Genomic DNA, 24,780 nt, shown 5'->3' with positions numbered 1-24,780 from the left:
TTAGCCCTTCCTCTTCGTCGAATGACGCGACCGGATGATCATCTTGTCGGTCGATTTGTTGTGACGCGTGCGCGCACCCTTCGTCGGCTTGCCCCACGGCGTGACCGGATGACGGCCACCCGAGGTGCGGCCTTCACCACCGCCGTGCGGATGGTCGACCGGGTTCTTGGCGACGCCGCGCGTCAGCGGACGAATACCAAGCCAGCGCGAACGCCCTGCCTTGCCCAGGTTCTGGTTCTGGTTGTCGGGGTTCGAAACCGCGCCAACCGTCGCCATGCAATCGCTGCGGATGTAGCGCTGCTCGCCCGAGTTCAGGCGGACCATCACCATGCCCTTGTCGCGACCGACGACCTGCACATACGTGCCGGCCGAACGGGCGATCTGGCCACCCTTCATCGGCTTCATCTCCACATTGTGGACGATGGTGCCGACCGGCATCTGACCGAGTTCCATGGCATTGCCTGGCTTCACGTCGGTCTTCTTGGCCGCGAGGACCTTGTCGCCTACGGCCAGACGCTGCGGCGCCAGGATGTAGGCGAGCTCTTCGTCCGGGTACTTGACCAGGGCGATGAACGCGGTGCGGTTGGGATCATACTCGATCCGCTCGACAGTGCCTTCGACGTCCCACTTGCGACGCTTGAAGTCGATGTAGCGGTACTTCTGCTTGTGACCACCGGCGATGCCGCGCGAGGTCACGTGACCCTTGTTGTTACGACCGCCGGTCTTGTGCTTGCCTTCGGTCAGCGCCTTGACGGGCTTGCCCTTCCAGAGCGACGACTTGTCGACCAGGATGAGACCGCGGCGTGCCGGCGATGTCGGATTATAATGCTTGAGTGCCATGGCCTCAGATCCCCGTCGTCACGTCGATGGACTGACCGTCCTTCAACGTCACGATTGCCTTTTTCATGTCGGAGCGCGAGTAGTTCGTGCCCTTCCACTTCTTGGTCTTGCCCTTCTGGACGAGCGTGTTCACGCCGACGACGTTCACGTCGAACAGCGCCTCTACGGCCGCCTTGATCTCGGGCTTCGTGGCGTCGTTGGACACCTTGAACACCACCGCGTTGTGCTCCGACAGAGTCGTCGTCTTCTCGGTGATGTGCGGGGCCAGGATAACGTCGTAATGACGATTATCGATGCCCGCCTTCTGCTTCTTAGCCATGGAAGCGCGCCTCCAGCTTTTCGACAGCGGCGCGCGTCAGCACCAGCGTGTCATGCTTCAGGATGTCGTAAACGTTGGCGCCGGCTGCCGGCATCACGTTCACTTCGTACAGGTTGCCCGCAGCGAATGCGAAGCTGGTGTCGACCATGTCGCCGTCGATGACGAGCGCACGCTTGCCGAAGCCGAGCTTGGCGAGATCGCCCTGCAGCGTCTTGGTCTTGCCACCCTCGACAGCCAGGCTGTCCATGATGACCAGCGAACCCGCCTTGGCGTGGCTGCTGAGCGCCATGCGCAGACCGAGCGCGCGAACCTTCTTGTTCAGCGACGGGTTGAAGTCACGGACGCGGGCGCCGTGTGCCTTACCACCACCGATGAACACGGGCGCGCGACGATCGCCGTGACGTGCCGTACCGCCGCCCTTCTGGCGACCGAACTTCTTGCCGGTGCGAGCGACGTCTGCGCGCTCACGGGTGCCACGAGCCGTCTCGCGACGCTTCTCGAGCTGCCAGGTGACCACACGGTGCAGGATGTCGGCGCGCGGATCGAGACCGAAGATCTCGTCGTTGAGCTCGATGTCCGCGCCCTCGGTGCCGGCGAAAGATGAAAGCTTGATCTTCACGCTCAGCCCTCCTGGCCGTCGGCTGCAGGTGCGTCGGTCGTTTCGGCCGGCGTGTCTGCTGCGATGTTGCTGTTGGCGGTCTTGAGACCGGCGGGGAACGGTGCGTCGGCGTGGCGCGCGACCTTCACCGAGTCCTTGACGAAGAGCCAGCCGCCCTTGGAGCCAGGAACCGAACCCTTGACGAACAGGAGACCACGCTCGACGTCCGTCGATACGATCTCGAGGTTCTGCTGGGTGCGATACTTGTCGCCCATGTGGCCGGCCATCTTCTTGTTCTTGAAGACCTTGCCCGGATCCTGGCGCTGACCGGTCGAACCGAGCGAGCGGTGCGAGACCGACACGCCGTGGGTTGCCCGCAGACCGCCGAAGCCCCAACGCTTCATGCCGCCCTGGAAGCCCTTACCCTGGGTCTTGCCCTGGATATCGACGATCTGGCCTGCGACATAATGGTCAGCCGAGATCTCGGCGCCAACGTCGAGCAGGCCGTCTGCGTTCACGCGGAACTCATGGACGACAGCCTTGGGCTCCACTTCGGCCTTGCCGAAATGGCCGCGCTGCGGCTTTGCGACATTCTTCGACTTGGCAACGCCTGCACCAAGCTGGACGGCCGTGTAGCCGTCACGATCCATTTCGCGAACGGAAATGACCTGATTGCCTTCGAGTGCCAGAACGGTGACCGGCACGTGCCGACCATCTTCCTGGAACAGGCGGGTCATCCCCATTTTCTTCGCGATCACGCCAGTACGCATGATCTTGTCCCTTCCTAGACAGAGGCCCCGTCGGACTATTCCTCGGGGGCTTGCGGACCATGTCCGGAGCAAGCTCCATGATGCATCCACCTGACCCCATCCACGGCAAAAGCCCTGAATGGAGTCGGATCAACCCGGTAAATACGAAACGCGCCCCGTCCCGGGCTGGTGCTCCTGCGAATGCGAGAGCGTGACGGGGGACGCTGCCCCGTCGGTTTGCACCGACGGCGGTATCCCAATGTCGAACGGCGCGGGACCGTTACCGGTCGACCGCGCCGCGCTCGCCCTTAGGCGAGCTTGATCTCGACGTCAACGCCAGCGGCGAGGTCCAGCTTCATCAGCGCATCGACCGTCTGCGGCGTCGGCTGGACGATATCCAGCATACGCTTGTACGTGCGCACCTCGAACTGCTCGCGCGACTTCTTGTCGATGTGCGGGCCGCGGTTCACGGTGAATTTTTCGATGCGCGTCGGAAGGGGAATCGGACCGCGGATGAGCGCGCCGGTGCGGCGTGCGGTGTCGGCGATGTCGCCAGTGGCCTGATCGAGCACACGGTGATCGAACGCCTTCAGACGAATGCGGATATTGCTGTCCATAGTCCCTACCGATGCGAAAGAGCGGGCCCGTTTCCGGGCTCTTGCTGGTTGATGTTTAAACCGAAGGCGGGCCATTACGGGAGAGTCGCCGAAAAGGCAACTAGCGCGACGACGATTTTAGGCCGCCCCCTCGCGGCGGCAATAGGCTCATGACTACCCCCACCCGACCCCTTTGGCACTACCTCGGTCTAGGGCGGGCGCCCGAGCAGCCGGATAACCGACGCCTACACGCGGCCTTTAGCGAAATGCTGTACTTCACGTGGCAAGGTCACCCAGTGATGCATCGATTCCTCCCAAACAGAGCGAACGGGAGCTGGGAAAGCAGGATCGGCGATAGCGCCCACGGCGACCCCGATCATCGACGGGTGCTTGGCGGTCCTCGCATAGACCGTTGATCCGCACTCTGGGCAGAAGACCGTCTCGAAGCGATTGCCTTCGTCCGTCGCTCGCTCAAACCGTTTGCCCTCACCGGCGACAGCGAGCAGTTCCTCGGGATAATAGGCTAGAACACCAAAGGGCGATCCGCTTCGGCGCTGACAGGCGATGCAGTGACATGCCACCACGGCAGGCGATGGCCCCGGAAGCTCGACCGTGAGTCGACCGCACTGACATTGCGCACGCATAAGCCCCGCCCCCCGTGGCGTGCCTAATCTAGCCGCTCGACGGACCCTGGCAATTGCCTGCTTGCCGCCCAACGCTTTGGCGATGCTGCGGCCGCCCCCAAACACGAAAAAGCCCGGCCTCTCTCGCGAGAAGCCGGGCTCTTTTCGATCATCTCCCGAAGGAGAAGATGCTTACTTGTCGATCTGACTGACGACGCCTGCACCGACGGTACGGCCGCCTTCGCGGATCGTGAAGCGCTGGCCCACGTCCATGGCGATCGGTGCGATCAGCTTGATGCCGAGCGACACGTTGTCGCCTGGCATGACCATCTCGGTGCCCTCAGGCAGCTCGACGGTGCCGGTCACGTCCGTCGTACGGAAGTAGAACTGCGGGCGGTAGTTGGCGAAGAACGGCGTGTGACGGCCACCCTCTTCCTTCGACAGCACGTACACTTCCGAGTTGAAGTCGGTGTGCGGCTTGATCGTGCCTGGCTTGCAGAGCACCTGGCCACGCTCGACTTCGTCGCGAGCGACGCCGCGGATCAGCGCGCCGACGTTATCGCCAGCCTGGCCCTGATCGAGCAGCTTGCGGAACATTTCGACGCCCGTGACCGTGGTCTTGCGGACGGTCGGGTGGATACCGACGATCTCGACTTCCTCGCCAACCTTGACGATGCCGGTCTCGACGCGGCCGGTGACGACCGTACCACGACCCGAGATCGAGAACACGTCCTCGATCGGCATCATGAACGGCTTGTCGAGCGGACGCTCGGGCTGCGGGATGTAGTCGTCGACAGCCTGCATCAGCTCGGTGACGGCGTCGGCGCCGAGCTTCTGGTTCGAACCCGACAGCGCGCAGGTTGCCGAACCCTTGATGACGGGGATATCGTCGCCTGGGAAGTCGTACGAGCTGAGCAGCTCGCGGATTTCCATCTCGACCAGCTCGAGGATTTCCTCGTCGTCGACCAGATCGACCTTGTTCATGAACACGACCATTGCAGGCACGCCGACCTGGCGTGCGAGCAGGATGTGCTCACGGGTCTGCGGCATCGGGCCATCGGTCGCCGAAACGACGAGGATCGCGCCGTCCATCTGGGCTGCGCCGGTGATCATGTTCTTCACATAATCGGCGTGGCCCGGGCAATCGACGTGTGCGTAGTGACGGTTGGCCGTCTCGTACTCGACGTGTGCGGTCGAGATCGTGATGCCGCGCTCGCGCTCCTCGGGAGCCTTGTCGATGTTTGCGAAGTCGACAGCGGTACCGCCGGTCGTCTCGGCGAGAACCTTCGTGATCGCAGCGGTGAGCGACGTCTTGCCATGATCGACGTGACCGATGGTGCCGATGTTGAGATGCGGCTTGTTCCGCTCAAATTTTGCCTTGGCCATTGTTTCCTACCTTCTGATTCGTATTCCGGTGCCACACCGGGAACCGCGCGAACGCGGCCCCATAGCGGCTGTTAAAGCCTGACGCTAGCCCTACCCCCTTAAAGGGTTAGGCCAGTTTCGCCTTCACCTCGTCAGCAACGTTCTGCGGCACTTCATCATAATGCGAGAACTGCATCGAGTATTGCGCGCGGCCCTGCGTGAACGAGCGGAGCGAGTTCACATAGCCGAACATGTTGGCCAGCGGCACCATCGCCTCGACCGTCTGCGCGTTGCCGCGGCTGTCGGTGCCCTGGATCTGGCCACGACGGCTGTTCATGTCGCCGATGACGTCGCCCAGATAGTCCTCCGGGGTGACGACCTCAACCTTCATGACCGGCTCGAGCAGCGTGATGCCCGACTTCTGCGCCACTTCGCGCATTGCGCCACGTGCACAGATTTCGAACGCCAGAGCCGACGAGTCGACGTCGTGATACGCGCCGTCATACAGCACGATCTCGAAATCGATGATCGGGAAGCCGACCAGCGAACCCGAAGCAGCGGTCTCGCGGAAGCCCTTCTCGATCGCGGGCAGATATTCCTTCGGAATGTTGCCGCCCTTGATCTCGTCCTTGAACGTGATGCCCGAACCGCGCTCGCCCGGCGTGACCTTGACCTTCACGCGACCGAACTGGCCGGTGCCGCCCGACTGCTTCTTGTGCGTGTAGTCGACGTCGACCGGCTTCTTCAGATATTCGCGATACGCGACCTGAGGAGCGCCGACATTGGCCTCGACCTTGAACTCGCGCTTCATGCGGTCGACCAGGATCTCGAGATGGAGCTCGCCCATGCCCTTGATGATGGTCTGGCCCGACTCGGGGTCCGACGACACGCGGAACGAGGGATCCTCGCGTGCGAGACGATTGAGCGCGACGCCCATCTTCTCCTGGTCGGCCTTGGTCTTCGGCTCCACCGACAGCTCGATCACGGGCTCGGGGAATTCCATCCGCTCGAGGATGATCGGTGCGTTCATCGCGCAAAGCGTGTCGCCCGTCGTGGTGTCCTTGAGGCCTGCGAGAGCGACGATGTCGCCCGCGAACGCTTCCTGGATGTCCTCACGGCTGTTCGCATGCATGAGCAGCATGCGGCCGACCTTTTCCTTCTTGTCCTTGACCGAGTTGGTGACCTGCGATGCGGTCTCCAGCTTGCCCGAATAGATGCGGGCGAAGGTCAGCGTGCCGACGAACGGATCGTTCATGATCTTGAACGCCAGTGCCGAGAACGGAACCTCGTCCGACGAAGGACGCTCGTCCGGCGTCACGCCGTCGAGCTTCAGACCCTGAATCGCGGGAACGTCGAGCGGCGACGGCAGATAGTCGACCACGGCGTCGAGCAGGGGCTGGACGCCCTTGTTCTTGAACGCCGAACCGCAGACCACGGGGACGAACGCCATGCTGAGCGTACCCTTGCGGATCAGCTTCTTGAGGTCGGCGACGCTGGGCTCGTTACCCTCAAGATAGGCTTCCATCAGAGCATCGTCCTGCTCGACAGCCATCTCGATCAGGTCGCTGCGATACTTCGCGGCCTTGTCGGCCATGTCCGCCGGGATGTCCTGATATTCGAACTTCGCGCCCAGGCTCTCTTCGAGCCAGATGATCGCGCGGTTCTCGACGAGGTCGACCAGGCCCTTGAAGCCGCCTTCCATGCCGATCGGCAGGTACAGGACCGCCGGGCGCGCACCGAGACGCTCGATGATCGAGTCGACGCAGAAGTAGAAGTCGGCACCGGTGCGGTCGAGCTTGTTGACGAAGCACATGCGCGGCACGCCGTACTTGTCAGCCTGACGCCACACGGTCTCGGACTGCGGCTCGACACCGGCAACGCCGTCGAAGCACGCGACCGCGCCGTCGAGGACGCGCAGCGAACGCTCGACTTCGATCGTGAAATCGACGTGGCCCGGGGTGTCGATGATGTTGATAAGGTGCTCTTCACCCTTACCTTCTTCGGCGCGCCACTTGCAGGTGGTTGCAGCCGACGTGATCGTGATCCCGCGCTCCTGCTCCTGCTCCATCCAGTCCATCGTCGCGGTGCCTTCATGCACCTCGCCGATCTTGTAGGACTTGCCGGTGTAATAGAGGATGCGCTCGGTCGTCGTCGTCTTGCCGGCGTCGATGTGCGCCATGATGCCGATGTTGCGGTAACGGTCGAGCGGATGGCTGCGGGCCATGATCGTGCTTCCTTAAGGATATGGGGAGCCGAACGTGCCGGCTCCCCAATATATAGGTGTTTGCGTTACGGGCGAAAGACCGCCCGTGACACGGTTACCAATGCTAGGCTTCGAAGCCCGCTGTTACCAGCGGTAGTGCGAGAATGCACGGTTGGCTTCTGCCATCCGGTGCGTGTCTTCGCGCTTCTTGACCGCGTTGCCGCGGTTGTTGGCCGCGTCCATCAGCTCGCCCGACAGCCGTGCGGCCATCGTGTTCTCGCTGCGCGAACGTGCCGCACCGATCAGCCAGCGGATTGCCAGCGCCTGTGCACGCTCGGGACGCACTTCGACGGGAACCTGGTAGGTTGCACCACCGACGCGACGCGAACGGACTTCGATGCCCGGCTTCACGTTGTTGAGCGCATCGTGAAAAACGCCGATCGGGTCGCGCTTGGCGCGGCTCTCGACGGTTTCGAATGCACCGTACACGATCAGCTCTGCGACGGACTTCTTGCCGTCCAGCATGACGCTGTTCATGAACTTCGACAGAACCTCATCCCCGAACTTGGGATCAGGCAGGATGACCCGCTTTTCGGGACGACGACGACGTGCCATTTTATATTCCTTCTAAACTTCAGCCTGTGTGATCAAACATACCAGTGCCGACTTGCGTCGGTTGGCATTGATCGGCTTACTTCGGACGCTTGGCGCCGTACTTGGAACGCGACTGACGCCGGTCCTTCACACCCTGTGTATCGAGCACGCCGCGCAGGACGTGATAGCGAACACCGGGAAGATCGCGGACACGACCGCCACGGATCAGGACAACCGAATGCTCCTGAAGATTGTGGCCCTCGCCCGGGATGTAGCTGATGACTTCGCGCTGGTTGGTCAGGCGAACCTTGGCCACCTTGCGCAGAGCCGAGTTCGGCTTCTTCGGGGTCGTCGTGTAGACGCGGGTGCAAACGCCGCGCTTCTGCGGGTTGGCTTCCATCGCAGGGACCTTCGACTTGGCCTTCTGCGGATCGCGGCCCTTGCGGACCAGCTGGTTGATCGTCGGCATTGAAGCCTTCACCTTTCAAATGGTTACTTTGCTGGAGCCATTGAGGCGCCTGAGAATACAAAAAGGACCCTAGGAAGCGCAAAACGCTCCTCAGGCCCTGGAATGCATCCAGCAATGTTCAAGCATGCCCGGCGGGAAAGACTCCCGAAGAACAGGGCGCGCCTATAGGTCAGGAGTCAGCCGCGGTCAACACGGGGATCACCCCACCCTGCCCTGAACCCGACGCCAGATTGGTTGCACGTTCGACAATCGTGCGTCGGGCATGAACAGGTGCTTGCCCTGCCGCGGACATGGCGCTAGAGCCCGCCACCGCACAGGAGTGTAGCTCAGTTGGTTAGAGCGTCGGTCTCCAAAACCGAAGGCCCTCGGTTCGAATCCGAGCACTCCTGCCAGATCTTCTCACATCGCCGATCGACAGCTGCCGTTACCCATTGGTCAGCGGCCGACGTACTGCGCCTGTCACGATTGCACAAAACGCATTTCATAATGCAATTTGCGCAGTTGTGAAATTCGCTGCTGCGATGCACAAAGACTGTGCCTTTCAGGCATCCTCTCCTAAAACTTTTACGGCCGGTCTTTGACCGGCCTTTTTTTTGGTCTGCGCGCTGATATACCGATGTCGGTCCGTCACGCCGGCAAACATAACAGAAACGCAGGAGAGGCGCCGCCGGCAAGACCGGCACCGGTTGACGGCCGGCGGGGGAGAGGGCGCAAACGCCCGCCCCCGCGCCTTCCGGTCCCGCCTCCTACGCATCCCCTTATGCTTTTAACCGTGTGCGAAAGGCTGGTGCATCGCGGCGTACGCGCTGCCGAGTCGGGCCATCACAGGGCCGCCCGGCGGACGCTGCCGCCCCGCCCCTTGCGTTCCGTCGGCGCGGAAGCTATCTGCGCCGCCATCCGACAGCGAGACGGACGCATGCCCGACCCCTTTGACGGGGCCCTATTGACGGGGCGACCCTTCACAGGGAGCGGGTTATGGGTCTATGCCTCGCTTCTTTTCATGTCTCCATCAGGCGGGTTCGAACAGCACCGTGGCTAAAACGTCCCCACTCGAATTCATCCGGCAGGTCCGCACCGAAACCTCGAAGGTTACGTGGCCGACGCGTCGCGAGACGATCATGACCGGGGTGATGGTCGTCATCATGACGACGATCCTGGCGCTCTTCTTCTTCGGCGTCGACTCGATCCTTCAGGCGATCGTCACCGCCCTTCTGAAACTCGCTCAATAAGGTCCGCACATGGCGCGCTGGTACATCATTCACGCCTATTCGGGCTTCGAGGGCAAGGTCCGCGACTCGATCATGGCAGAGGCGACCCGCATGGGTCTCGAGCAGCTCGTCGAGCAGATCGAAGTCCCCACCGAGACGATCACCGAGGCCCGTCGCGGCAAAAAGATCGCGGTCGAGCGCAAGTTCATGCCGGGCTATGTGCTCGCCAAGCTGAACATGAACGACGACGTCTATCACCTCGTCAAGAACACCCCCAAGGTGACCGGCTTCCTCGGCAGCATGGGCAAGCCACAGGCGATCAGCGAGGCAGAAGCCACGCGGATGCTCAACAGCAAGGAAGAGGCCGCCGCTGCGCCGAAGCAGAAGGTCAAGGTCGACTACGAGATCGGCGATCAGGTCAAGGTGCTCGACGGTCCGTTCGCGAGCTTCAACGGTCTGGTCGAGGAACTCGATTTCGACCGCAGCCGCGTCAAGGTGTCGGTGTCGATCTTCGGTCGCGCCACCCCGGTCGAGCTCGAGTTCGAGCAGGTCGAGCGCTCGAAGTAATCACCGCCTGAGTCTGCGGGCTCAGTCGATACGAATGATCAGAGGCCTGATGCTGCGACGCCGCGGCATCAGGCCTTTTCGTGTGCGGGCCAAAGCCGTGCCCGCGCTGTAAGCTCGACGCCCGCATAAGCGATGAAGCCGCGCAACACGTGGCGCAGGCGGAAGCTGTGGAAGCGCCGGATATAGGGAAAGGGCCGCGTCCCCGCGCGGATCTCGCCAAGCGCATCGCCAAGGTCGCGGCGGATCGCGCCCAGAATTCGCCGGTCGGTCAGGATATGCTTGGCGTAGAGCGCGCCGTCGCCATAGCCATAGCCCGCGAGCAGCGTGATTACCTGGTCGGGCCGGCAGCGCCCATGATGATGCTCGACGACGAAATACGGGTCGTAGGCGACGACCACCCCGGCCGCGATCGCGCGGAACAGGAAATCGGTATCCTCCGCTGCGACGAACCGCGCGCCCGCGCCGAACCGCGTATCGAACGGCCCCGTCCGCGCAATGACGTCGTGCGTGAAGGCTAGATTGGCCCCCATCACGAATCCGCCGGGAAACGCGCCCGGCACCGGCTCCATCGGATGATCCTCGAGCTTCAGCGTCACCGGCAGGTCTGCGGTATCGCCCGGCAGGATCCGCCCGCCGACGATCGTCGGCATCGCGATCCCCGCGAACCGGCGGACGAGCGCGAGCAGATAGTCCGGCTTCAGCACGCAATCGTCGTCGGTCATCGCGACGATCCGCCCGCGGACATGCGCCAGCCCCAGATTGCGCGCCCGCGCCAGCCCCGCGAGTGGTTCGGCCAGCAGCAGCACGGGAAACGCCTGCTCCGCCTGCCAGGCCGCCAGCCGCGCCGCGGTGTCGTCGCGCGACCCGTTGTCGACGACCACCATCTCGACCGCCACGTCCCCCGCAACCCCGACCGCGCGCGTCACCGAATCGAGCGTGCGCGACAGCGACGCCCCCCGGTCGCGCGTGCAGATCAGCACACTGACGTCGATCATTCGCGCAGCAGCAGCGGCGATCGCGCGGTCCAGGCGGCGATATAGGCGGACAGCTTGCCATAATCATTGTCGAGCGCGACGTGCGGGATGCCCAGCAGCAGCGCGAGGATATGCGCGTGCAGCCGGTCGGTCACGACCTGCCGCCCGCGCGACAGCAGCGCCAGCCCGCGCGCGACCCGCGCACCAGCCAGCCGCTCATAGTGTGCAGCACGCGGCATCCCCGCCTCCCATAGGGGCAGCACGCCGTCCTCGAGCCAGTCGAGCACCACCGCCCCCTCCGGCACCGGCCCGCGATCCCCCGCCACGCGCTCGTCATCGGTCCGCATCAGCATCAGCAGGTCGCAATCCGAAGCCCCACGCGGCTGCGCCCCCAGCGCGAACGCGGAATCGGGTGCGAGCGCGACCGGGCAGGACAGGTGCCGCGCAAGGTCGAGGCTGCGGGCATCGCGGACATAGAGGTGGAAATCGGGATGCGCGTCGACGCAGGCAGCTAAACGGTCGAGCCCTTCGACAGCGCGGAAATGGATCGACTGCGGCAGCTGGACGATCGTCCGGTCGCGAAACGCCGCCAGCATAGCCTCGCGAAACCGCTGATGATGCGGCCAGATATCGCCCAGATTGCCGCCACCGTGCAGGAACACGACCCCCGCCGGGCTGTCGAGGCGAAACGCGTCCGCGTCGAACGCGTCCCAGGTGCAGACATGATCGGGATCGCGCCCGGTGATCGCGCGGAGCATCGCGATCTCGCCCAGCCAGATCGCGCTGTCGCCAACATTGGCGTGATCGGGAAAGTCGAGCAGCGCATAGCGGTCGCCGGGCCCGACATGCTGCCGGTACAGCCCCGCCAGCGCTGCCTGCTGCACCGCGACCACGTCGTCGCCCTGTATCCGTGCAGACACCGTCACGCGACCATCTCCGCCTTGGCCGCGCATACCTCCGCATAGAGTGCCTCGCACCGGTCGAGCCAGCGGTCGCGCGTGAACAGCCGTTCGACCCGAGCGCGCGGTACATCGCGCGGGATCGCCATCGCCGCAGGGATCGCCGCCGCCAGCCCCTCGACGTCGCCCGGCCCAGCGAGACACCCTGCCTCACCCACGACCTCGCGTGCCGCGCCCATGTCGAGCGCGGCGACCGGCAGGCCGCACGCCAGCGCCTCTGCCGCGACCAGCCCGAACGGCTCGTCCCAGCACGGCGTGAACAGGAACACCGACGCCTGCCCGAGCGCCGACGCCAGCGCCGCGCCGTCCAGATGCCCGCCATAGCGCACGTCGGGCCCCAGATGCGGCGCGACCTCGGCCGCCCAATAGTCCGGATCTTCGATCTGCCCGTACAGCGTGATCGCCACGCCTGCGTGCCGCGCCGCCTGCACCGCCAGATGCGGCCCCTTGTTCGGCGTCATCCGTCCCGACCAGACCGCGCTGCCGTCCCCTGCGGGCGAGAACCGCCACGCGGCGGGGTCGATGCCGTTGTGTAGCACCGACGCCTCGGCGGGCGCACCGTCCGGCCACCAGGCACGCAACTGTGATTGCGACGTCACCGTCAGCCGGTGCGTCGGTGACGGGCTCGCCTTCACGAACCAGTGCAGCGCGTCATAGGGCGGCACGTGGAGCGAGGTGACGGTCGGCACGATCGCGGTCCGCTGCGGCTCGATCGGGAAGCGGCTCAGGCTGTTGTTGTGCACCACGTCGAACCCACCCGCCGCGATCCTCTCGCACGCCGCGATATAGCCCTGGTCGACATGCGCGATCAGCGGCGCCGACCCGCGATGCTCGGCCCAGGGGAACACCCGCTCATAATGCTGGGGCAGCACCGGATCGATCGCGAAGCGCGGGTCGCTGTCGCCGCTCGCGAACAGCACGACGTCGTGCCCGCGTGCCTGCAGTCCTTCGGCCAGATACCAGCTGTGCGATTCCATCCCGCCCATGAACGGCTGCGCGATCCGCTGGCGGACGTGCGAGAGCAAAGCGATCCTCACGCCGCCGCGGCACTCGCGGCGACACGCTCTTCCAGCAGCCGGATGACGCTTGCGGTATTGGCATAGGGCTGGTGGCTCTGCTGTCCGGTCAGCGCGAGATCCGCGTCATCGGGGCGGCGGAGCACGCGTATCGGCTGGCCGGGCCGGTCGTCGATCAGCCCCATCAGCCGAAACGCGTGCAGCCAGTGCCCCATTGTCCGATAGCCCCAGCGCGCCTCGAACAGCTCGGCATTGCGGATCACGCTGTCGAGATGATGGACCGGCGGCATGTGGTGCGGATGATATTGATGATGCGCCAGCCCGCCCTTGATCCACGCGATCGGCACGCCCGCGGTGTCGAGCACCTTGCCGAAGTCGGTATCCTCGCCGCCATAGCCGTTATAGCCCTCGTGGAACCCGCCGACCGCGAGAAAGGTCGCGCGCCGCATCGCGAAGTTGAGCGACCAGAAACAGCGATAGTCGCCGCACGCCTCGATCCCCTCGGCGGGTGGTCCGCGCCGGTCCGAATGCCGCACCGCGACGTCCGCGAAATCCTCGCTGCGCCAGTCCCCCTTCGTCGCGCCGCCCGGCAGGTACATCACCTCGCCCATCAGCAACCCGTCATAGGTCGCGAGGTGCCCGGCATAGTCCGCGACGAGACCCGGCGCCGGGATGCAGTCCATGTCGAGGAAGATCAGCCCCTCCCCCGTCGCGGTCCGCGCCGCCAGGTTGCGCGCAGCGGCCAGCGGCAACGCCTCGCCCGCGATCATCAGCTGGCGGACCGGAAAATCCGTCTCGGGCAGGACATAGGGCTCGTCCTGCATCACCGCGACGATCAGTTCGCGCGGCGGGGTCGTCTGTCTCGTGAGCCCCAAAACCAGATTGTAGAGATGCTCCGCCCGCCCCTTGGCCAGCGTGACGATCGAGATAGCGGACATGGGCAGGGCTCCAATGGGATCTGGGAACAGGACGGAACAGGGTAACGACGGGGGCAGAACGGATCAGGCCGGGTGCGGTGCCGTGCCCCAGAGCCGCGCCGCCAGCGCCTCGAGCCAGCGCGCGGCATCGTCGGCGGGAGCCTCGGCGATCATCGCGCGCTGCCGTTCGGGACGGTGCTGCGCATAGGCGGCGTCGATCGCCTGGGTCCACGCGTCCGCCGACGACGGCAGATGCGGCCGGGTGCACGCCACCCCCGCCGCGCCGAGCGCGTCCGCCTTGCGGTGCTGCTCGTCGAAATAGCGCCATTCGGGCACCGCGATCCACGGCCGCGCCGCCGCCAGGATCTGCTGGCAGGTCGTGTTCCCCGTCGACGCGATCACCAGGTCGGCCGCCGCGACATAGTCCGCCGCATTCTCCACCCAGCCGCGATGGTCGATATTGGCGGGTTCGGTCGCATGCCAGTCGCGCACGACCGGCCCGATCGTGATCCAGCGCGCGGCAGGCCGGCTGCGCGCGCCGACGCCCAGTGGCGCCTGGCCGAACCCGCTGCCGCCGCCGCCGGCCATGACGAGGATCATCTCCTCGCGCTCGCCGATCCCCAGCCGCTCCCGCGCCGCGCTCCGGTCGGGGCCCTGCGTATCGACCCCCAGCCCGCCCGCGAAACACGTCTTTTCGACCATCGCCGCGTCCCAATCGGGCTGGGCGAGATCGCGGTGGAATGCGGCGAGCAGCCCGGCGGCGCCGTCATAGGCCGCGCGGTGCCCCGCATCGCCGCGGTCGCCATGCTGCAGCACCTTCACGTGCGGCACGCTGCAGATCCGCGCCAGCTGTGCGATCTCCGCCGACACGTCGCAGATCATCAGCGCGGGGTCCGCTTGCGCGAACCAGTCGGCGATCGTCGCCATCGCGCTTCGGATCCCCGGCCAGCCGAGCGGCGCGCAGTGCAGCGTCGCGGGCGTCGCGACCCAGTCCATCGCCACCTCCGCCCCGGTCGGCTCGAACAGCGACGGGATCATCACGATCCGCGCCTGCGCCGGCAGCGCGGGGAAGATGTCGTCGCGCGCGCAGAAGATCGTCACGGGACGCGACGGCGGCAGCGCCTGCAGGATCGCGGCACAGCGTTCCGCATGCCCGCGACCCTGATGGTGGACGAAATAGCCGAACGGACGCGTCATGCCGCGACTTGCACGGCCGGCGTGGTCAATCCGAGCCGCGCCAGCCCCTCGATCACCCCGGCGGCATGGTTGCGCGTGGCGCGATGCAGCCCGGGACGCGCGGCAAGTGTCGCCAGTTCATCACTCGCATTGGCAACAACAATCGCGAACCCGCACGCGTCGAGCATGTCGAGGTCATTGCCGCTGTCGCCCGCTGCAATGCAGTCGTCGAGCGTCAGCCCCAACCCGGCCGCATAGGCCGCGATCGCCGCCGCCTTGCCGCCGCCGGGGGACAGCACGTCGATCAGCCGACCGTGCGAGAACACGACCCGCGCTGCAAGCCCCGCCTGCGCCAGAGCCGTGCGGATCGCTGCGACGTCGGCGGCGTCGCCAAAGAAGCTGAGCTTGTGCGCGCCCTCGGTAACGACCGGCTGGGCGCAGATGCCGAGCGGGGCGATCGCCGCACGTACCGCCGCCCGGTCCCAGTCCTGATCAAGCGCGGTAGTGAACGCGGCGCAGCACTGCCACTCGCCATGTGCCGCCGGACGGAGGATCCGCGTCCCGACGTCGACGATGAACGCGTCCGGCTCGGGCAAATGCCACTGCGCCAGCACCGCGCGCGCCTCGGCGAAGCTGCGCCCCGTCGCGACCACGAACGGCAGGCTGCTGCCATGCCGCCAGCGTGCGAACGCCGCCGCGCCATCGACCGACCCGGTCAGCGTGTTGTCGATGTCGCAGGCCAGCAGCGCAGGCTGGCGCCGCAACGCCGCGTAGATGTCGATCGCTGCATCGGCATAGCGCCGCCAGTCATATGCCGCACTTCCGACACGTGCCGCCCGGCTCAACCGCGCGTGAAGCCCCGCATCCCCGATCACCGCACGACACGCCGCCGCAATTCCCGGCTCGTCGCGCGGATCGACCAGCAAGCCGTGACCGATCTGCGCGACGATCTCCGCTGGCCCTCCGTTGCGGGTCGCAACGACCGGAACGCCGGCCGCTGCCGCTTCGATCAGGGTCAGCCCGAACGGCTCGTGCAGCGCCGGGTTGACGAACACGCCGCCTGCCGCCGCTCGCCGGTACAGCGCAGTGACGTCCGAAGCATCGTGCCGCGGCGGCAAGGCAAACCGCCCGCGCAGCGCAGGACTAGCGGCAAGCGCCTGCAGCTCGCCCAGCACCGCCCGTTCCTCGCTCGACGACTGGCCCCCATGTTGCCCGGCGAGGATCACCAGATTCGCACGTTCGTGCAGAACCGGATCCGCCGCGAACGCGCGGACAAGGACCGCGAGGTTCTTCTTCGCCACCGGTCGCGCGATCGCTAGCAGGATCGGGAGATCCGGCCGATCGAGCCAGTCTCCCAGACGGTCAACCAACGTCGCTGTGCCTCCTGCATAGGGACGGCGGGGCACGCCCGGCGGCACGCAGTGGATCCGGCCCGCGACCCCGACGCCATAGGCCGGGACCTGCCGTTCGGCCTCGTCCCGCGTCGATACGATCAGCGCGTCTGCCGCAGCGATCGCGGTGGTTTCCGCCGCAATCCGCGTGCCGAGTTCGGCTCCGCCAAGGCCCTGACGGCGCTTGTCGATCGCCAGCGCATGCGGCGTGTACACGAACGGAATGCCGAACCGGCGGCGTGCCTCGATCGCGACGGCTGCGGCATCGGCGAAATGCGCATGGATGACGTTGGGCATGACCGCCAGTCCGGCGATGTGACGGCAAAACGCCTCGGTGAATGCGGGCAAGTCGGCGGCGAGCGCCTCCTTCTCGAGATAGCGGTCGTCGCCACTATCGACCCGATCGATCGTCAACCTGTCGGTGACGCGCTCCGATCGCTGGCCATGCACGGATGGCAGATCCGCAGACCGGAACAACCGGGTAACGATCGAGACCCGGTCCACGCCGGGAAGCTCTGCCTGAACCAGCGCTGCGTCGACCACATACGCCAGATGCCCCCCGGAGTCGGCCGTAATGCCGAAGTCGATGGGCGGCGCTTTCAGGCAGCCCCCGAGGGCCAAATGCAGAATGAACAAGGCGACCCCGTATCGTTAGTATGGCGAAACGACACGCCACGACATTCGATCCCGGGGTGCGCGGTTATCGCGTTGCGCTATGTTAACCCTGTTGCAATCTGACGTTTTCCGCCGCTGCCGGGCAGAGCCGCCCCGGCATGTCTGCATGCCCGGGGCGCCCGTTCATGTCACCGCGCGGGGTCGAATGCGAACAAAGCGGTCGGCAGCGATGCCGGCGCACCCGGCTTGAACCAGCTGGTGTCCTGGATATGGCTCGCTGTCACATAGATCCGGCCATCGGGCCCTTCCGAAAACGTATCGGGCCAGCGCAGCCGCTTGTCGGTCAGCACCGGCTCGACACGATCGCCGACCAGCCGCGTGATGCTGTCGTTGGTCGGCGACGTGATGTACAGCACCCCCGCCTTGCTCATCCACAGCCCGTCCGCGACATGCGTCTCCGCGATGGTCTTCACCCCCGCCGCCTGCTGCGCTGCGCTCACGCCCTCGCGGAGCAGCCCGGTATCGATCGCGTACAGCGTCTTGCCGGTGAGCGCCTGGTAATACAGCGTCTTGCCATCGTTCGAGATCGCGATCCCGTCCGCGGAGAAGGCCGGCTGGCGGCCATCGGGACGGACCAGCGGCTTGCCGTCGGTCATGACCGTCACGCTCTTGTCGATCTGCGTCGAGCCATGCCCGTCGAGCGCGCGCATTCCCTTGCCGCTCTCCAGGTCGATCACGATGATCGCGCCGCGCGTGCCCGAATCGGTGATGTAGCCGGTCTTGCCGTCGGGCGAGAAGCGGATGTCGTTGAGGTACGTGCCCTGCAGCGCAACATCGGCCGCGACCTTGATCACCTTGGTCACGCGGTTCGTCGCCAGATCGATCCTGACCAGCTTCGGCGCGCCCTCGAGCGGCTTTTCGTTACCCGGCGCGCCGGGATCGAGCACCCACAGATTGCCGTGCCCGTCGGGCACGATCGACTGAACGCAGACGAAATAGTCGCCGACCGGCAATTCGTTCGCGCGCGCGTTGCGCCAGCTGTTCCACGTATCGTCGGGATAGGCCTTAAGCTTTCCGTCCGGCAGCACCTCGGCGACCGAGATCGGCGCATCGTCGGTCCAGCGCGGGAAGTTGACGAACCGTCGTCCGTCTGCGGTCACCGCGACGCCGGTCACCTGGTGGTCGAACGTCGCCACCTGAGTCAGCGGGCTCGCCGCGGTCTTGGCCTGTGCGACGCCGGCCGCGGTTGCGGCGGCGGCGAGCGCGAACAGCGCCGCACCTGCCAGAAGGGGTTTGAACTTGGACATGTCGTGGCTCCGGTAAATCGTGTCGGACAAGGTGGCGGGATCGCCGGTGAACAGCGTGACGAGCAGGTCGGCGACCGCCTCGGGCCGCTCACGCTGTGGAAAATGGCCGACGCCCGGCAAGGTGACGAAGGCGAAGGGTCCCGAGAATTTCTCCGGTACCGCGGTGGTCGCGCTCGGCGGGTTCACCCCGTCCTCCGCACCCTGAATGTACAGCGCGGGCAGCGACAGCGTCGCGCTCGCCTTTACCGCTTCCTCAAGCCAGACGCTCGCGGGATCGGGTGCCGCCTCGTCCCAGCGCGCGCGATAGCTGTGCAGCGTGACGTCGACCCAGTCCGGATTCCCGAATGCGCGCGCCACCCGTGCAAAGGTCGCCTCGTCGAACCAGCCCGGCGGCGACCAGTTGGTCCAGTGGACATGCGCAAACCCCCTGGGGTCATCGCGCACCGCCTGCGCGCCGCGCGCGGTGGCCATGAACCAGTGATACCATTGCCGCTGCGTCTGTTCGAACGGCGGCGTCGGCATGCCGCCCAGTCGCGGCGGCGTCGCGAGCATCGCGATCCGCTGCACCCGCTCGGGCCAACCGACCGCCAGCGCCTCGGCGATGTTCGAGCCCCAGTCATGCCCCGCGACCATGAAACGCGCGATCCCCAGCCCGTCCATCAGCGCAATCGCGTCCATCGCCAGGACCGCGCTGTTGCCGGTGCGCGGCGTATCTGCCGCCACGAACCGCGTTTCGCCGAACCCGCGCAGGCTCGGTACGATCGTCCGCAGTCCGGCTTCGTGCAGCGCGGGTAGGACGTCGTCCCAGGTCGAGGAGTCATCGGGCCAGCCGTGCAGCGACAACACCGCATCGCCCTCGCGCGGGCCCGTATCGGTATAGGCGATCGCCAGCGTTGGCGTGGTTATCACGGGCATCTCAGCGCTCCGCCATCAGCAGGGCCACAACCCGCCCGAAGGCACGATAGCGGGGCGAAGAGGCATGGGTCGTCGACGTCATGGCATTACTCGCTGCAAAAATGGGAGGGAGAAACTATCCCCCTCCCAACGCATCAGCGCTTCGCAGGAGCCATGGCGAACGCCGCCTTCAGCCGTGCGACCGCGAGATCGTTCGCATCCTTGGCGCCGCGCACGATCGTGCCCATGCCGAAGAATTCATGCGTCACGCCCGGGAAGGTACGCTGCTCGACCTTGTCGCCCGCCGCACGCATCGCCGCGGCCAGCGTCTCGCCGTCCGACCGCAGCGGATCGATCTGCGCATTGATGATCGTCGTCGGCGGCAGCCCGCGCAGGTTCGCCCCGACCGGGTTCAGCCGTGGATCCTGCGCATCCGCCTTGCTGGTCTGGTAGTAATAACCGAACCACGGCAGCATCGCACCGTTGAGCGGCTTCGCATTCGCCGAATCCCTGCGCGAGGGCAGCGTCTTGCTGCTGTTGGCGATCGGATAGACCGAGACGATGTGCAGCGGCGCGGTCAGGCGATTGTCGCGGGCATAGATCGCCGTCGCGACTGCCAGATTGCCGCCGGCGCTCTCGCCCGCAACCGCGATCTTCGCCGGGTTGCCACCCCATGCCGCGGCATTGGCCAGCGTCCAGCGATAGGCTGCCGCTGCGTCGTCATGCTGTGCGGGGAACTTGAACTCGGGGGCATGACGATATTCGACCGACACGACGATCGCGTTCAGCGCCTTCGCCATCGCGCGCGGTGCCGCGTCATAGGTGGCGACATCCGCGATCACCCAGCCGCCGCCGTGATAATAGACCACGACCGGCAGGCCCTTGGCATTGGCCGCGCTCGCCGGCTTGTACACGCGGGCGAACTGCTTGGCGTCGCTGCCATAGGGCATGTCCTGCGTCGTCACCGATGCGTCGGGGGTCGTTGGCATGCCCTTCTGTGCCATCACCGCCTTGGCGCCATCGGCAGCCGAGGGCTGCTGGCGTGCTTCGGCGGGCGTCAGCGTCTCGATCGGCTTGCCGCCGAGGCCGGCCAGCGCGTCGAGCACGGCCTGCATGTCGGGCGCAGCCTTGGCCGGCGCCATCTTGGTGGCAGGCGGCGGGGGCGGAGGCGGCGCAGTGACGCTCCGCGCCGACTGGGCGAGCGCGGCGCCCGGGATAAGTACGAGCGTCGATGCAAACACGCCGGCGAGCAGCGTCCGTCGAATGGAATGTGTCAAAATTGCCTCCTGTATCATTGAGAGGCGCAACCCCGGCGGCGGCGTGGGAGTTGCTGTACGAAACCGGACGAAGACCGGATCGTATTGAATTCATGCAGTGTTTCAGGGGGCGTGATGGCGGGCGACAATCGACTGGAGACCATCGATCGGGATGGGGCTGGCGACGCGTCGTCGGCGCGAGGCACAGGAAACCGGCTGCTTCAGCGTCTGAGCCCCGACGACTTCGCGTTGATCGCCCCGCATCTCGACCGCGTCCCCTTTGCGGTCGGCGAGTCGCTGACGCGTGCGGGCGACCGGATCGAGACGCTCTGCTTTCCCGAGGAGGGGATCGCCGGCGTGCTCGACGCGCTCGAGGGCGATCATCGCTTTGCGGTCGGGCTGATCGGCGCGGAGGGCTTTGTCGGCTGGTCCGCGCTGCTCGGCGACAACCGCTCGCCCTATGACGTCGTGATGCGCGCCGAACAGGGCGTCGCGCTGCAGCTGCCGCTCGACCGCTTCCACGCCGCCGCCGCGCAGAGCGACACGCTGCAGCTCGCGCTGCTCCGTTTCGTGCAGGTGTTCATGACCCAGATGGGCCGCACGATCGTATCGTCGCTTGCGCATTCGATCGAGCGACGCATGGCGCGCTGGATCCTGCTCTATCACGATCGCATCCGCGACGACGCGATCTGCATGACGCATGAGGAGTTCCGCCTGATGCTCGGCGTCCGGCGCAGCAGCGTGACCGAAGCGCTCCACCGGCTCGAGGAGGAGCATGCGATTCGCTCGGTCCGCGGCCGTGTGCTGGTTCGCGACCGCGACATTCTGATGCGCATGGCGGGCGACACCTATGGCCATGCCGAATCCGAGTATCGACGCCTGCTCGGCTGAGCCGGTCGGAACATTTCGTGCACGGATCACGGAACGAGCCGGTCCGCATACCGTTCATTCAATGGGCGCCAACGGCCCGACCGGAGGGGCCATGCTGAAGCGTACCGACCATATCGACCTGCCGGGTGACACGCGCGCTGCACCGGCAACTCTGCCCGCGGCGATCGTCGTTGCCGAGTTGCTGACCGCCGGGATCGACCGTGCCATTCTGGTAGTCGAGGACGAGTCGCGCGCCGAGGCGATCGCCTGTCTCGCTGAGGGGTTCGCCCCTGCGATGACCGTCGTCCATCTCGTTGCGAGCGATGCGCTCCCCGGCGACTCCGCGCCGCCCAGCGCCGCCAATGTCGGCCGCCGGGTCGAGGCGCTGCGCCGTCTGCGCGCCGCGACCGCTACAACCTCGACTGACCCGATCCTCCTCGTCCTCTCCGCCGAGGCGAGCGCGGTCCGCTATCCAGCCCCTGCCGCATTCGACGAGGCGCCTCCGGTGTTCCGCGTCGGCGACACGATCGACATCGCCGCGCTACCCGCGCTCGCCGAAACGATCGGCTACACGATCGACGACCGGGTCGACGAACCCGGCGAGATCGCGATCCGCGGCAGCGTCGTCGACCTGTTTCCGGCCGATCGTGCGAACCCCGCCCGGATCGAATTCGACGACGATTCGGTCATCACCGAAATCCGCAGCTATGACCCGGTGTCGCAGCGCAGCCTGGAAACGCTCGACGCGGTAATCGTCGGTCGCGCCTGCGAACCCGATCTGGGTGACGGTGTCGCGATTACCGAGCATTTGCCCGACGCCGCGCTCCATTTCGACCCTCTGGTCGCCGACCGCCGCACGCGGTTCCTGGCGCTTGCCGCCGACGGCACCGCGGCGCGTCAGGTCAAGGCCGCGCTGGTCGACACGCGCGCCTGGAACAAGGCGACCGTCGGCCGCCAGAGCCTCGCCACCGACACCCCGGTCGAACGCACCCCGCGCTTCATCGAGCGGCGCGATCCGGTCCGCGCGTTCCGCCGCTTCGCCCGTTCGGTGATCGCCGACGGCCGGCTCGCGATCGCCGGGTCCGCGCGTGACCTTCGTTTCCTCGCATCGCGGCTCGGCGTCGACGCCGAACACGTCGACAGCCTTGCTGAGGCGGCGGCCGCACCCGTCGGTTCGGTGTCACTGCTCTGCGCTCCGCTCGACCAGGGCTTTGTCCATGCCGATCTCACCATCGTCGCCGCCGCCGATCTGCTCGGCAGCCGCGCACGACTGGACGACGGCCCCGGTGTTGGCGTTGCGGCCTTTGCCGAAGGTGCGACGCTGCAGACCGGCGACATTGTCGTGCATGAGGATCACGGCATCGGTCGCGTTCTCGGGGTCGAGGCGCTGCCCGACCTCGATGGCGTCGCGGCCGACGCGATCGTGCTCGACTATGCCAAGGGCGCCCGCCGGCTCGTACCCGTGCATGAAGCCGATCGCATCTGGCGTTATGGCGCAGACGCGGATGCGGTGACGCTCGACACGCTCGACGGGGGAAGCTGGACCAAGCGTCGCGCCGCGATCGACACCGCGATTGCGGAAAGCGCACGTGCGCTTCAGGCGGTTGCTGCCGAACGCGACGCGCGGACGACACCGCCGATCGTCCCGGATGTCGCACTCTACGAACGTTTCGCCGCGGGTTTTCCCTTTGCCGAGACCCCCGACCAGGCGCGTGCGATCGCCGCGGTCCGTAGCGATCTCGCCAGCGGCAAGCCGATGGACCGGCTGATCGTCGGCGATGTCGGCTATGGCAAGACCGAGGTCGCACTTCGCGCCGCCGCGCTCGTCGCGCTCGCGGGACGGCAAGTCGCGATCGTCGCACCGACCACCGTGCTGATCCGCCAGCATCTTGAAACGTTCCGCACGCGCTTTGTCGGCACCGGGCTGGAGGTCGCTGCGCTGTCTCGGCTGTCGACGCCCGCGGAGCGCAAGCGCGTCTGCGCCGGGCTTGCCGACGGGTCGATCGCGGTCGTGGTCGGCACCAGCGCGGTCGGTGGCAAGGGTGTCGCCTTTGCCGATCTCGCGCTCGTCGTGATCGACGAGGAACAGCGGTTCGGCGCGAAGGCCAAGGGGTCGCTGCGCGACATGGGCGCGGGCCATGTCCTCACGCTCAGCGCCACGCCGATCCCGCGCACGCTCCAGTCGGCGATGGTCGGCATCCAGGCGATCTCGGTCATCGCGACTCCGCCCGCGCGCCGCCAGCCGATCCGCACCATCGTCGCGCCGTTCGACGACGCCGCGGTCCGCAAGGCGCTCCGCCGCGAACGCGCGCGTGGCGGCCAGAGCTTCGTCGTCGTGCCGCGGATCGAGGACATCGCCCCGCTCGCGAAGACGCTCGCGCGGCTCGTCCCCGAACTCGGCCTCGTCATCGCGCACGGCAAGATGGACGCCGCCGAGCTCGACGACGCCATGGCGGGCTTTGCCGCGGGTGACGGCGACGTGCTGCTCGCGACCAACATCATCGAGGCGGGGCTCGACGTGCCGCGCGCCAACACGATGATCGTCCACCATGCCGACCGGTTCGGCCTGTCGCAGCTCCACCAGCTGCGCGGCCGGGTCGGGCGCGGCGGCCGGCGCGGTCAGATCCTGCTGTCGACCGACGGTGAGGCCATGATCGCCGAGGCGACAATGAAGCGCCTGCGCACGCTCCAGGCGTTCGACCAGCTCGGCGCGGGCTTCGCGATCAGTGCGCGTGATCTCGACATGCGCGGCGCGGGCGATCTGGTCGGCGAGGATCAGGCCGGCCACATGAAGCTGATCGGTATCGACCTCTACCAGCACCTGCTGGGTCGCGCGCTGAAAGCCGCGCGCGGCGAACCGGTCGATCAGTGCCAGCCGGTGCTCAATCTCGGCGTCGGCGGCATGCTTCCCGAAGAGTGGATCCCCGAGACCGACCTGCGGCTGACGCTCTACGGCCAGCTCGCGCATCTGACCGACATCGCCGCGCTCGATGCGTTCCAGGCCGAGCTCGAGGACCGGTTCGGCGCACTTCCCGACAATGCCGTCCGCCTGCTCGAATGCGCGCGGATCCGCGCACTCGCCGCCGCCGCCGAAATTCGCCAGATCGATGTCGGCCCGGGCGCCATCGCCTTCACCCCGGGCGACCCCACCGCCGCCCTGCCCGCGCCGTTCGAACAGGCCAAGCGCCGCTGGCTGGTCCGCGAACGGATCGAGGATCCCCTCGCCCGCCTCGACCGCGTCCGCGAGCTGCTGAGCGACCTGTCGGAGTGACGC

Annotated in this window: 22 protein-coding genes and 1 tRNA gene; 5 read left to right on the top strand and 18 right to left on the bottom strand. The window is 66.4% G+C overall.

All coding sequences use genetic code 11. The annotated features are described in order from the left end of the window. The 10 genes from rplB to rpsL all read right to left on the bottom strand — a co-directional run bounded on the left by rplB (nt 1) and on the right by rpsL (nt 8,356). Complete coding sequence (gene rplB, locus SOM18_RS07120; protein ID WP_031393762.1) at nt 1-840, bottom strand: 50S ribosomal protein L2; 840 nt, start codon at nt 838-840, stop codon at nt 1-3. Between the two features lie 4 nt (nt 841-844). After that, nucleotides 845-1,159, bottom strand: coding sequence for a 50S ribosomal protein L23 (locus SOM18_RS07115; RefSeq protein ID WP_031393763.1), 315 nt, complete (start codon nt 1,157-1,159; stop codon nt 845-847). Then, the gene (rplD, locus tag SOM18_RS07110) at nt 1,152-1,778 is read right to left on the bottom strand and encodes a 50S ribosomal protein L4 (protein WP_031393764.1); all 627 of its coding nucleotides are present in this window, start codon (nt 1,776-1,778) and stop codon (nt 1,152-1,154) included. Before rplD ends, SOM18_RS07115 begins: the two co-directional genes overlap by 8 nt. 2 nt (nt 1,779-1,780) lie before the next feature. Continuing rightward, nucleotides 1,781-2,527 carry a 50S ribosomal protein L3 gene (gene rplC, locus SOM18_RS07105; protein ID WP_031439113.1) on the bottom strand — a complete coding sequence of 249 codons (747 nt, stop codon included), beginning with the start codon at nt 2,525-2,527 and terminating at the stop codon, nt 1,781-1,783. A gap of 287 nt (nt 2,528-2,814) precedes the next feature. Further along, on the bottom strand, nt 2,815-3,123 hold the full coding sequence (rpsJ, locus tag SOM18_RS07100; RefSeq protein WP_007406109.1) for a 30S ribosomal protein S10: 309 nt from the start codon (nt 3,121-3,123) through the stop codon (nt 2,815-2,817). Between the two features lie 224 nt (nt 3,124-3,347). Next, the gene (locus SOM18_RS19420; protein ID WP_081874055.1) at nt 3,348-3,746 is read right to left on the bottom strand and encodes a GFA family protein; all 399 of its coding nucleotides are present in this window, start codon (nt 3,744-3,746) and stop codon (nt 3,348-3,350) included. Between the two features lie 171 nt (nt 3,747-3,917). Further along, nucleotides 3,918-5,111, bottom strand: a complete 1,194-nt coding sequence (tuf, locus tag SOM18_RS07095) for an elongation factor Tu (protein ID WP_031393767.1) — start codon at nt 5,109-5,111, stop codon at nt 3,918-3,920. A gap of 106 nt (nt 5,112-5,217) precedes the next feature. Continuing rightward, a complete protein-coding gene (fusA, locus tag SOM18_RS07090) occupies nt 5,218-7,314 on the bottom strand; it encodes an elongation factor G (protein WP_031393768.1) in 2,097 nt (698 codons plus the stop codon). Between the two features lie 123 nt (nt 7,315-7,437). Then, on the bottom strand, nt 7,438-7,908 hold the full coding sequence (gene rpsG / locus SOM18_RS07085) for a 30S ribosomal protein S7 (protein WP_031393769.1): 471 nt from the start codon (nt 7,906-7,908) through the stop codon (nt 7,438-7,440). A 76-nt stretch (nt 7,909-7,984) separates the two neighbouring features. After that, complete coding sequence (rpsL, locus tag SOM18_RS07080) at nt 7,985-8,356, bottom strand: 30S ribosomal protein S12 (protein ID WP_010164594.1); 372 nt, start codon at nt 8,354-8,356, stop codon at nt 7,985-7,987. 315 nt (nt 8,357-8,671) lie between these two features. Between rpsL and SOM18_RS07075 the strand changes: the two genes are divergently transcribed. The 3 genes from SOM18_RS07075 (at nt 8,672) to nusG (ending at nt 10,131) form a co-directional block, all read left to right on the top strand. After that, nucleotides 8,672-8,748: transfer RNA gene (locus SOM18_RS07075), tRNA-Trp, on the top strand. 639 nt (nt 8,749-9,387) lie between these two features. Then, nucleotides 9,388-9,585: a preprotein translocase subunit SecE gene (gene secE / locus SOM18_RS07070; protein ID WP_031393770.1), complete on the top strand. Its 198-nt coding sequence runs from the start codon at nt 9,388-9,390 to the stop codon at nt 9,583-9,585. Nucleotides 9,586-9,594: 9 nt separating this feature from the next. After that, nucleotides 9,595-10,131: a transcription termination/antitermination protein NusG gene (gene nusG / locus SOM18_RS07065; RefSeq protein WP_031393771.1), complete on the top strand. Its 537-nt coding sequence runs from the start codon at nt 9,595-9,597 to the stop codon at nt 10,129-10,131. Between the two features lie 68 nt (nt 10,132-10,199). On the opposite strand, the gene SOM18_RS07060 is transcribed toward nusG, so the two are convergent. The 8 genes from SOM18_RS07060 to SOM18_RS07025 form a co-directional block, all read right to left on the bottom strand. After that, nucleotides 10,200-11,126 carry a glycosyltransferase family A protein gene (locus SOM18_RS07060; protein ID WP_320481484.1) on the bottom strand — a complete coding sequence of 309 codons (927 nt, stop codon included), beginning with the start codon at nt 11,124-11,126 and terminating at the stop codon, nt 10,200-10,202. After that, nucleotides 11,123-12,031 carry a polysaccharide pyruvyl transferase family protein gene (locus tag SOM18_RS07055; protein WP_235188435.1) on the bottom strand — a complete coding sequence of 303 codons (909 nt, stop codon included), beginning with the start codon at nt 12,029-12,031 and terminating at the stop codon, nt 11,123-11,125. The genes SOM18_RS07060 and SOM18_RS07055 overlap by 4 nt, the downstream gene beginning before the upstream one ends. Next, nucleotides 12,028-13,101 carry a glycosyltransferase gene (locus SOM18_RS07050; protein WP_320481483.1) on the bottom strand — a complete coding sequence of 358 codons (1,074 nt, stop codon included), beginning with the start codon at nt 13,099-13,101 and terminating at the stop codon, nt 12,028-12,030. Before SOM18_RS07050 ends, SOM18_RS07055 begins: the two co-directional genes overlap by 4 nt. Continuing rightward, entirely contained in the window at nt 13,098-14,018 is a 921-nt protein-coding gene (locus SOM18_RS07045; protein ID WP_192008293.1) for a glycosyltransferase family 2 protein, read from the bottom strand. Before SOM18_RS07045 ends, SOM18_RS07050 begins: the two co-directional genes overlap by 4 nt. Before the next feature lie 63 nt (nt 14,019-14,081). Next, nucleotides 14,082-15,194 carry a glycosyltransferase gene (locus tag SOM18_RS07040; protein ID WP_320481482.1) on the bottom strand — a complete coding sequence of 371 codons (1,113 nt, stop codon included), beginning with the start codon at nt 15,192-15,194 and terminating at the stop codon, nt 14,082-14,084. Further along, complete coding sequence (locus tag SOM18_RS07035) at nt 15,191-17,107, bottom strand: HAD-IIB family hydrolase (protein WP_306286318.1); 1,917 nt, start codon at nt 17,105-17,107, stop codon at nt 15,191-15,193. The genes SOM18_RS07040 and SOM18_RS07035 overlap by 4 nt, the downstream gene beginning before the upstream one ends. 260 nt (nt 17,108-17,367) lie before the next feature. Beyond that, a complete protein-coding gene (locus SOM18_RS07030) occupies nt 17,368-19,401 on the bottom strand; it encodes an alpha/beta fold hydrolase (protein ID WP_320481481.1) in 2,034 nt (677 codons plus the stop codon). Nucleotides 19,402-19,535: 134 nt separating this feature from the next. Continuing rightward, nucleotides 19,536-20,657, bottom strand: coding sequence for an alpha/beta hydrolase (locus SOM18_RS07025; protein ID WP_320481480.1), 1,122 nt, complete (start codon nt 20,655-20,657; stop codon nt 19,536-19,538). A gap of 114 nt (nt 20,658-20,771) precedes the next feature. On the opposite strand from SOM18_RS07025, the gene SOM18_RS07020 reads away from it, so the two are divergent. Both SOM18_RS07020 and SOM18_RS07015 read left to right on the top strand, forming a co-directional pair. Continuing rightward, nucleotides 20,772-21,527, top strand: a complete 756-nt coding sequence (locus SOM18_RS07020) for a Crp/Fnr family transcriptional regulator (protein WP_052380898.1) — start codon at nt 20,772-20,774, stop codon at nt 21,525-21,527. Nucleotides 21,528-21,618: 91 nt separating this feature from the next. Then, complete coding sequence (locus tag SOM18_RS07015) at nt 21,619-24,777, top strand: helicase-related protein (RefSeq protein WP_320481479.1); 3,159 nt, start codon at nt 21,619-21,621, stop codon at nt 24,775-24,777. The last annotated feature ends 3 nt before the right edge of the window (nt 24,778-24,780 follow it).

It is taken from the genome of Sphingomonas sp. CFBP9019 (assembly GCF_034045155.1).
Taxonomy (GTDB): domain Bacteria; phylum Pseudomonadota; class Alphaproteobacteria; order Sphingomonadales; family Sphingomonadaceae; genus Sphingomonas; species Sphingomonas aerolata.
Note: the sequence above shows the minus strand (reverse complement) of the source record. Positions and strands in the feature narration are given on the sequence as shown.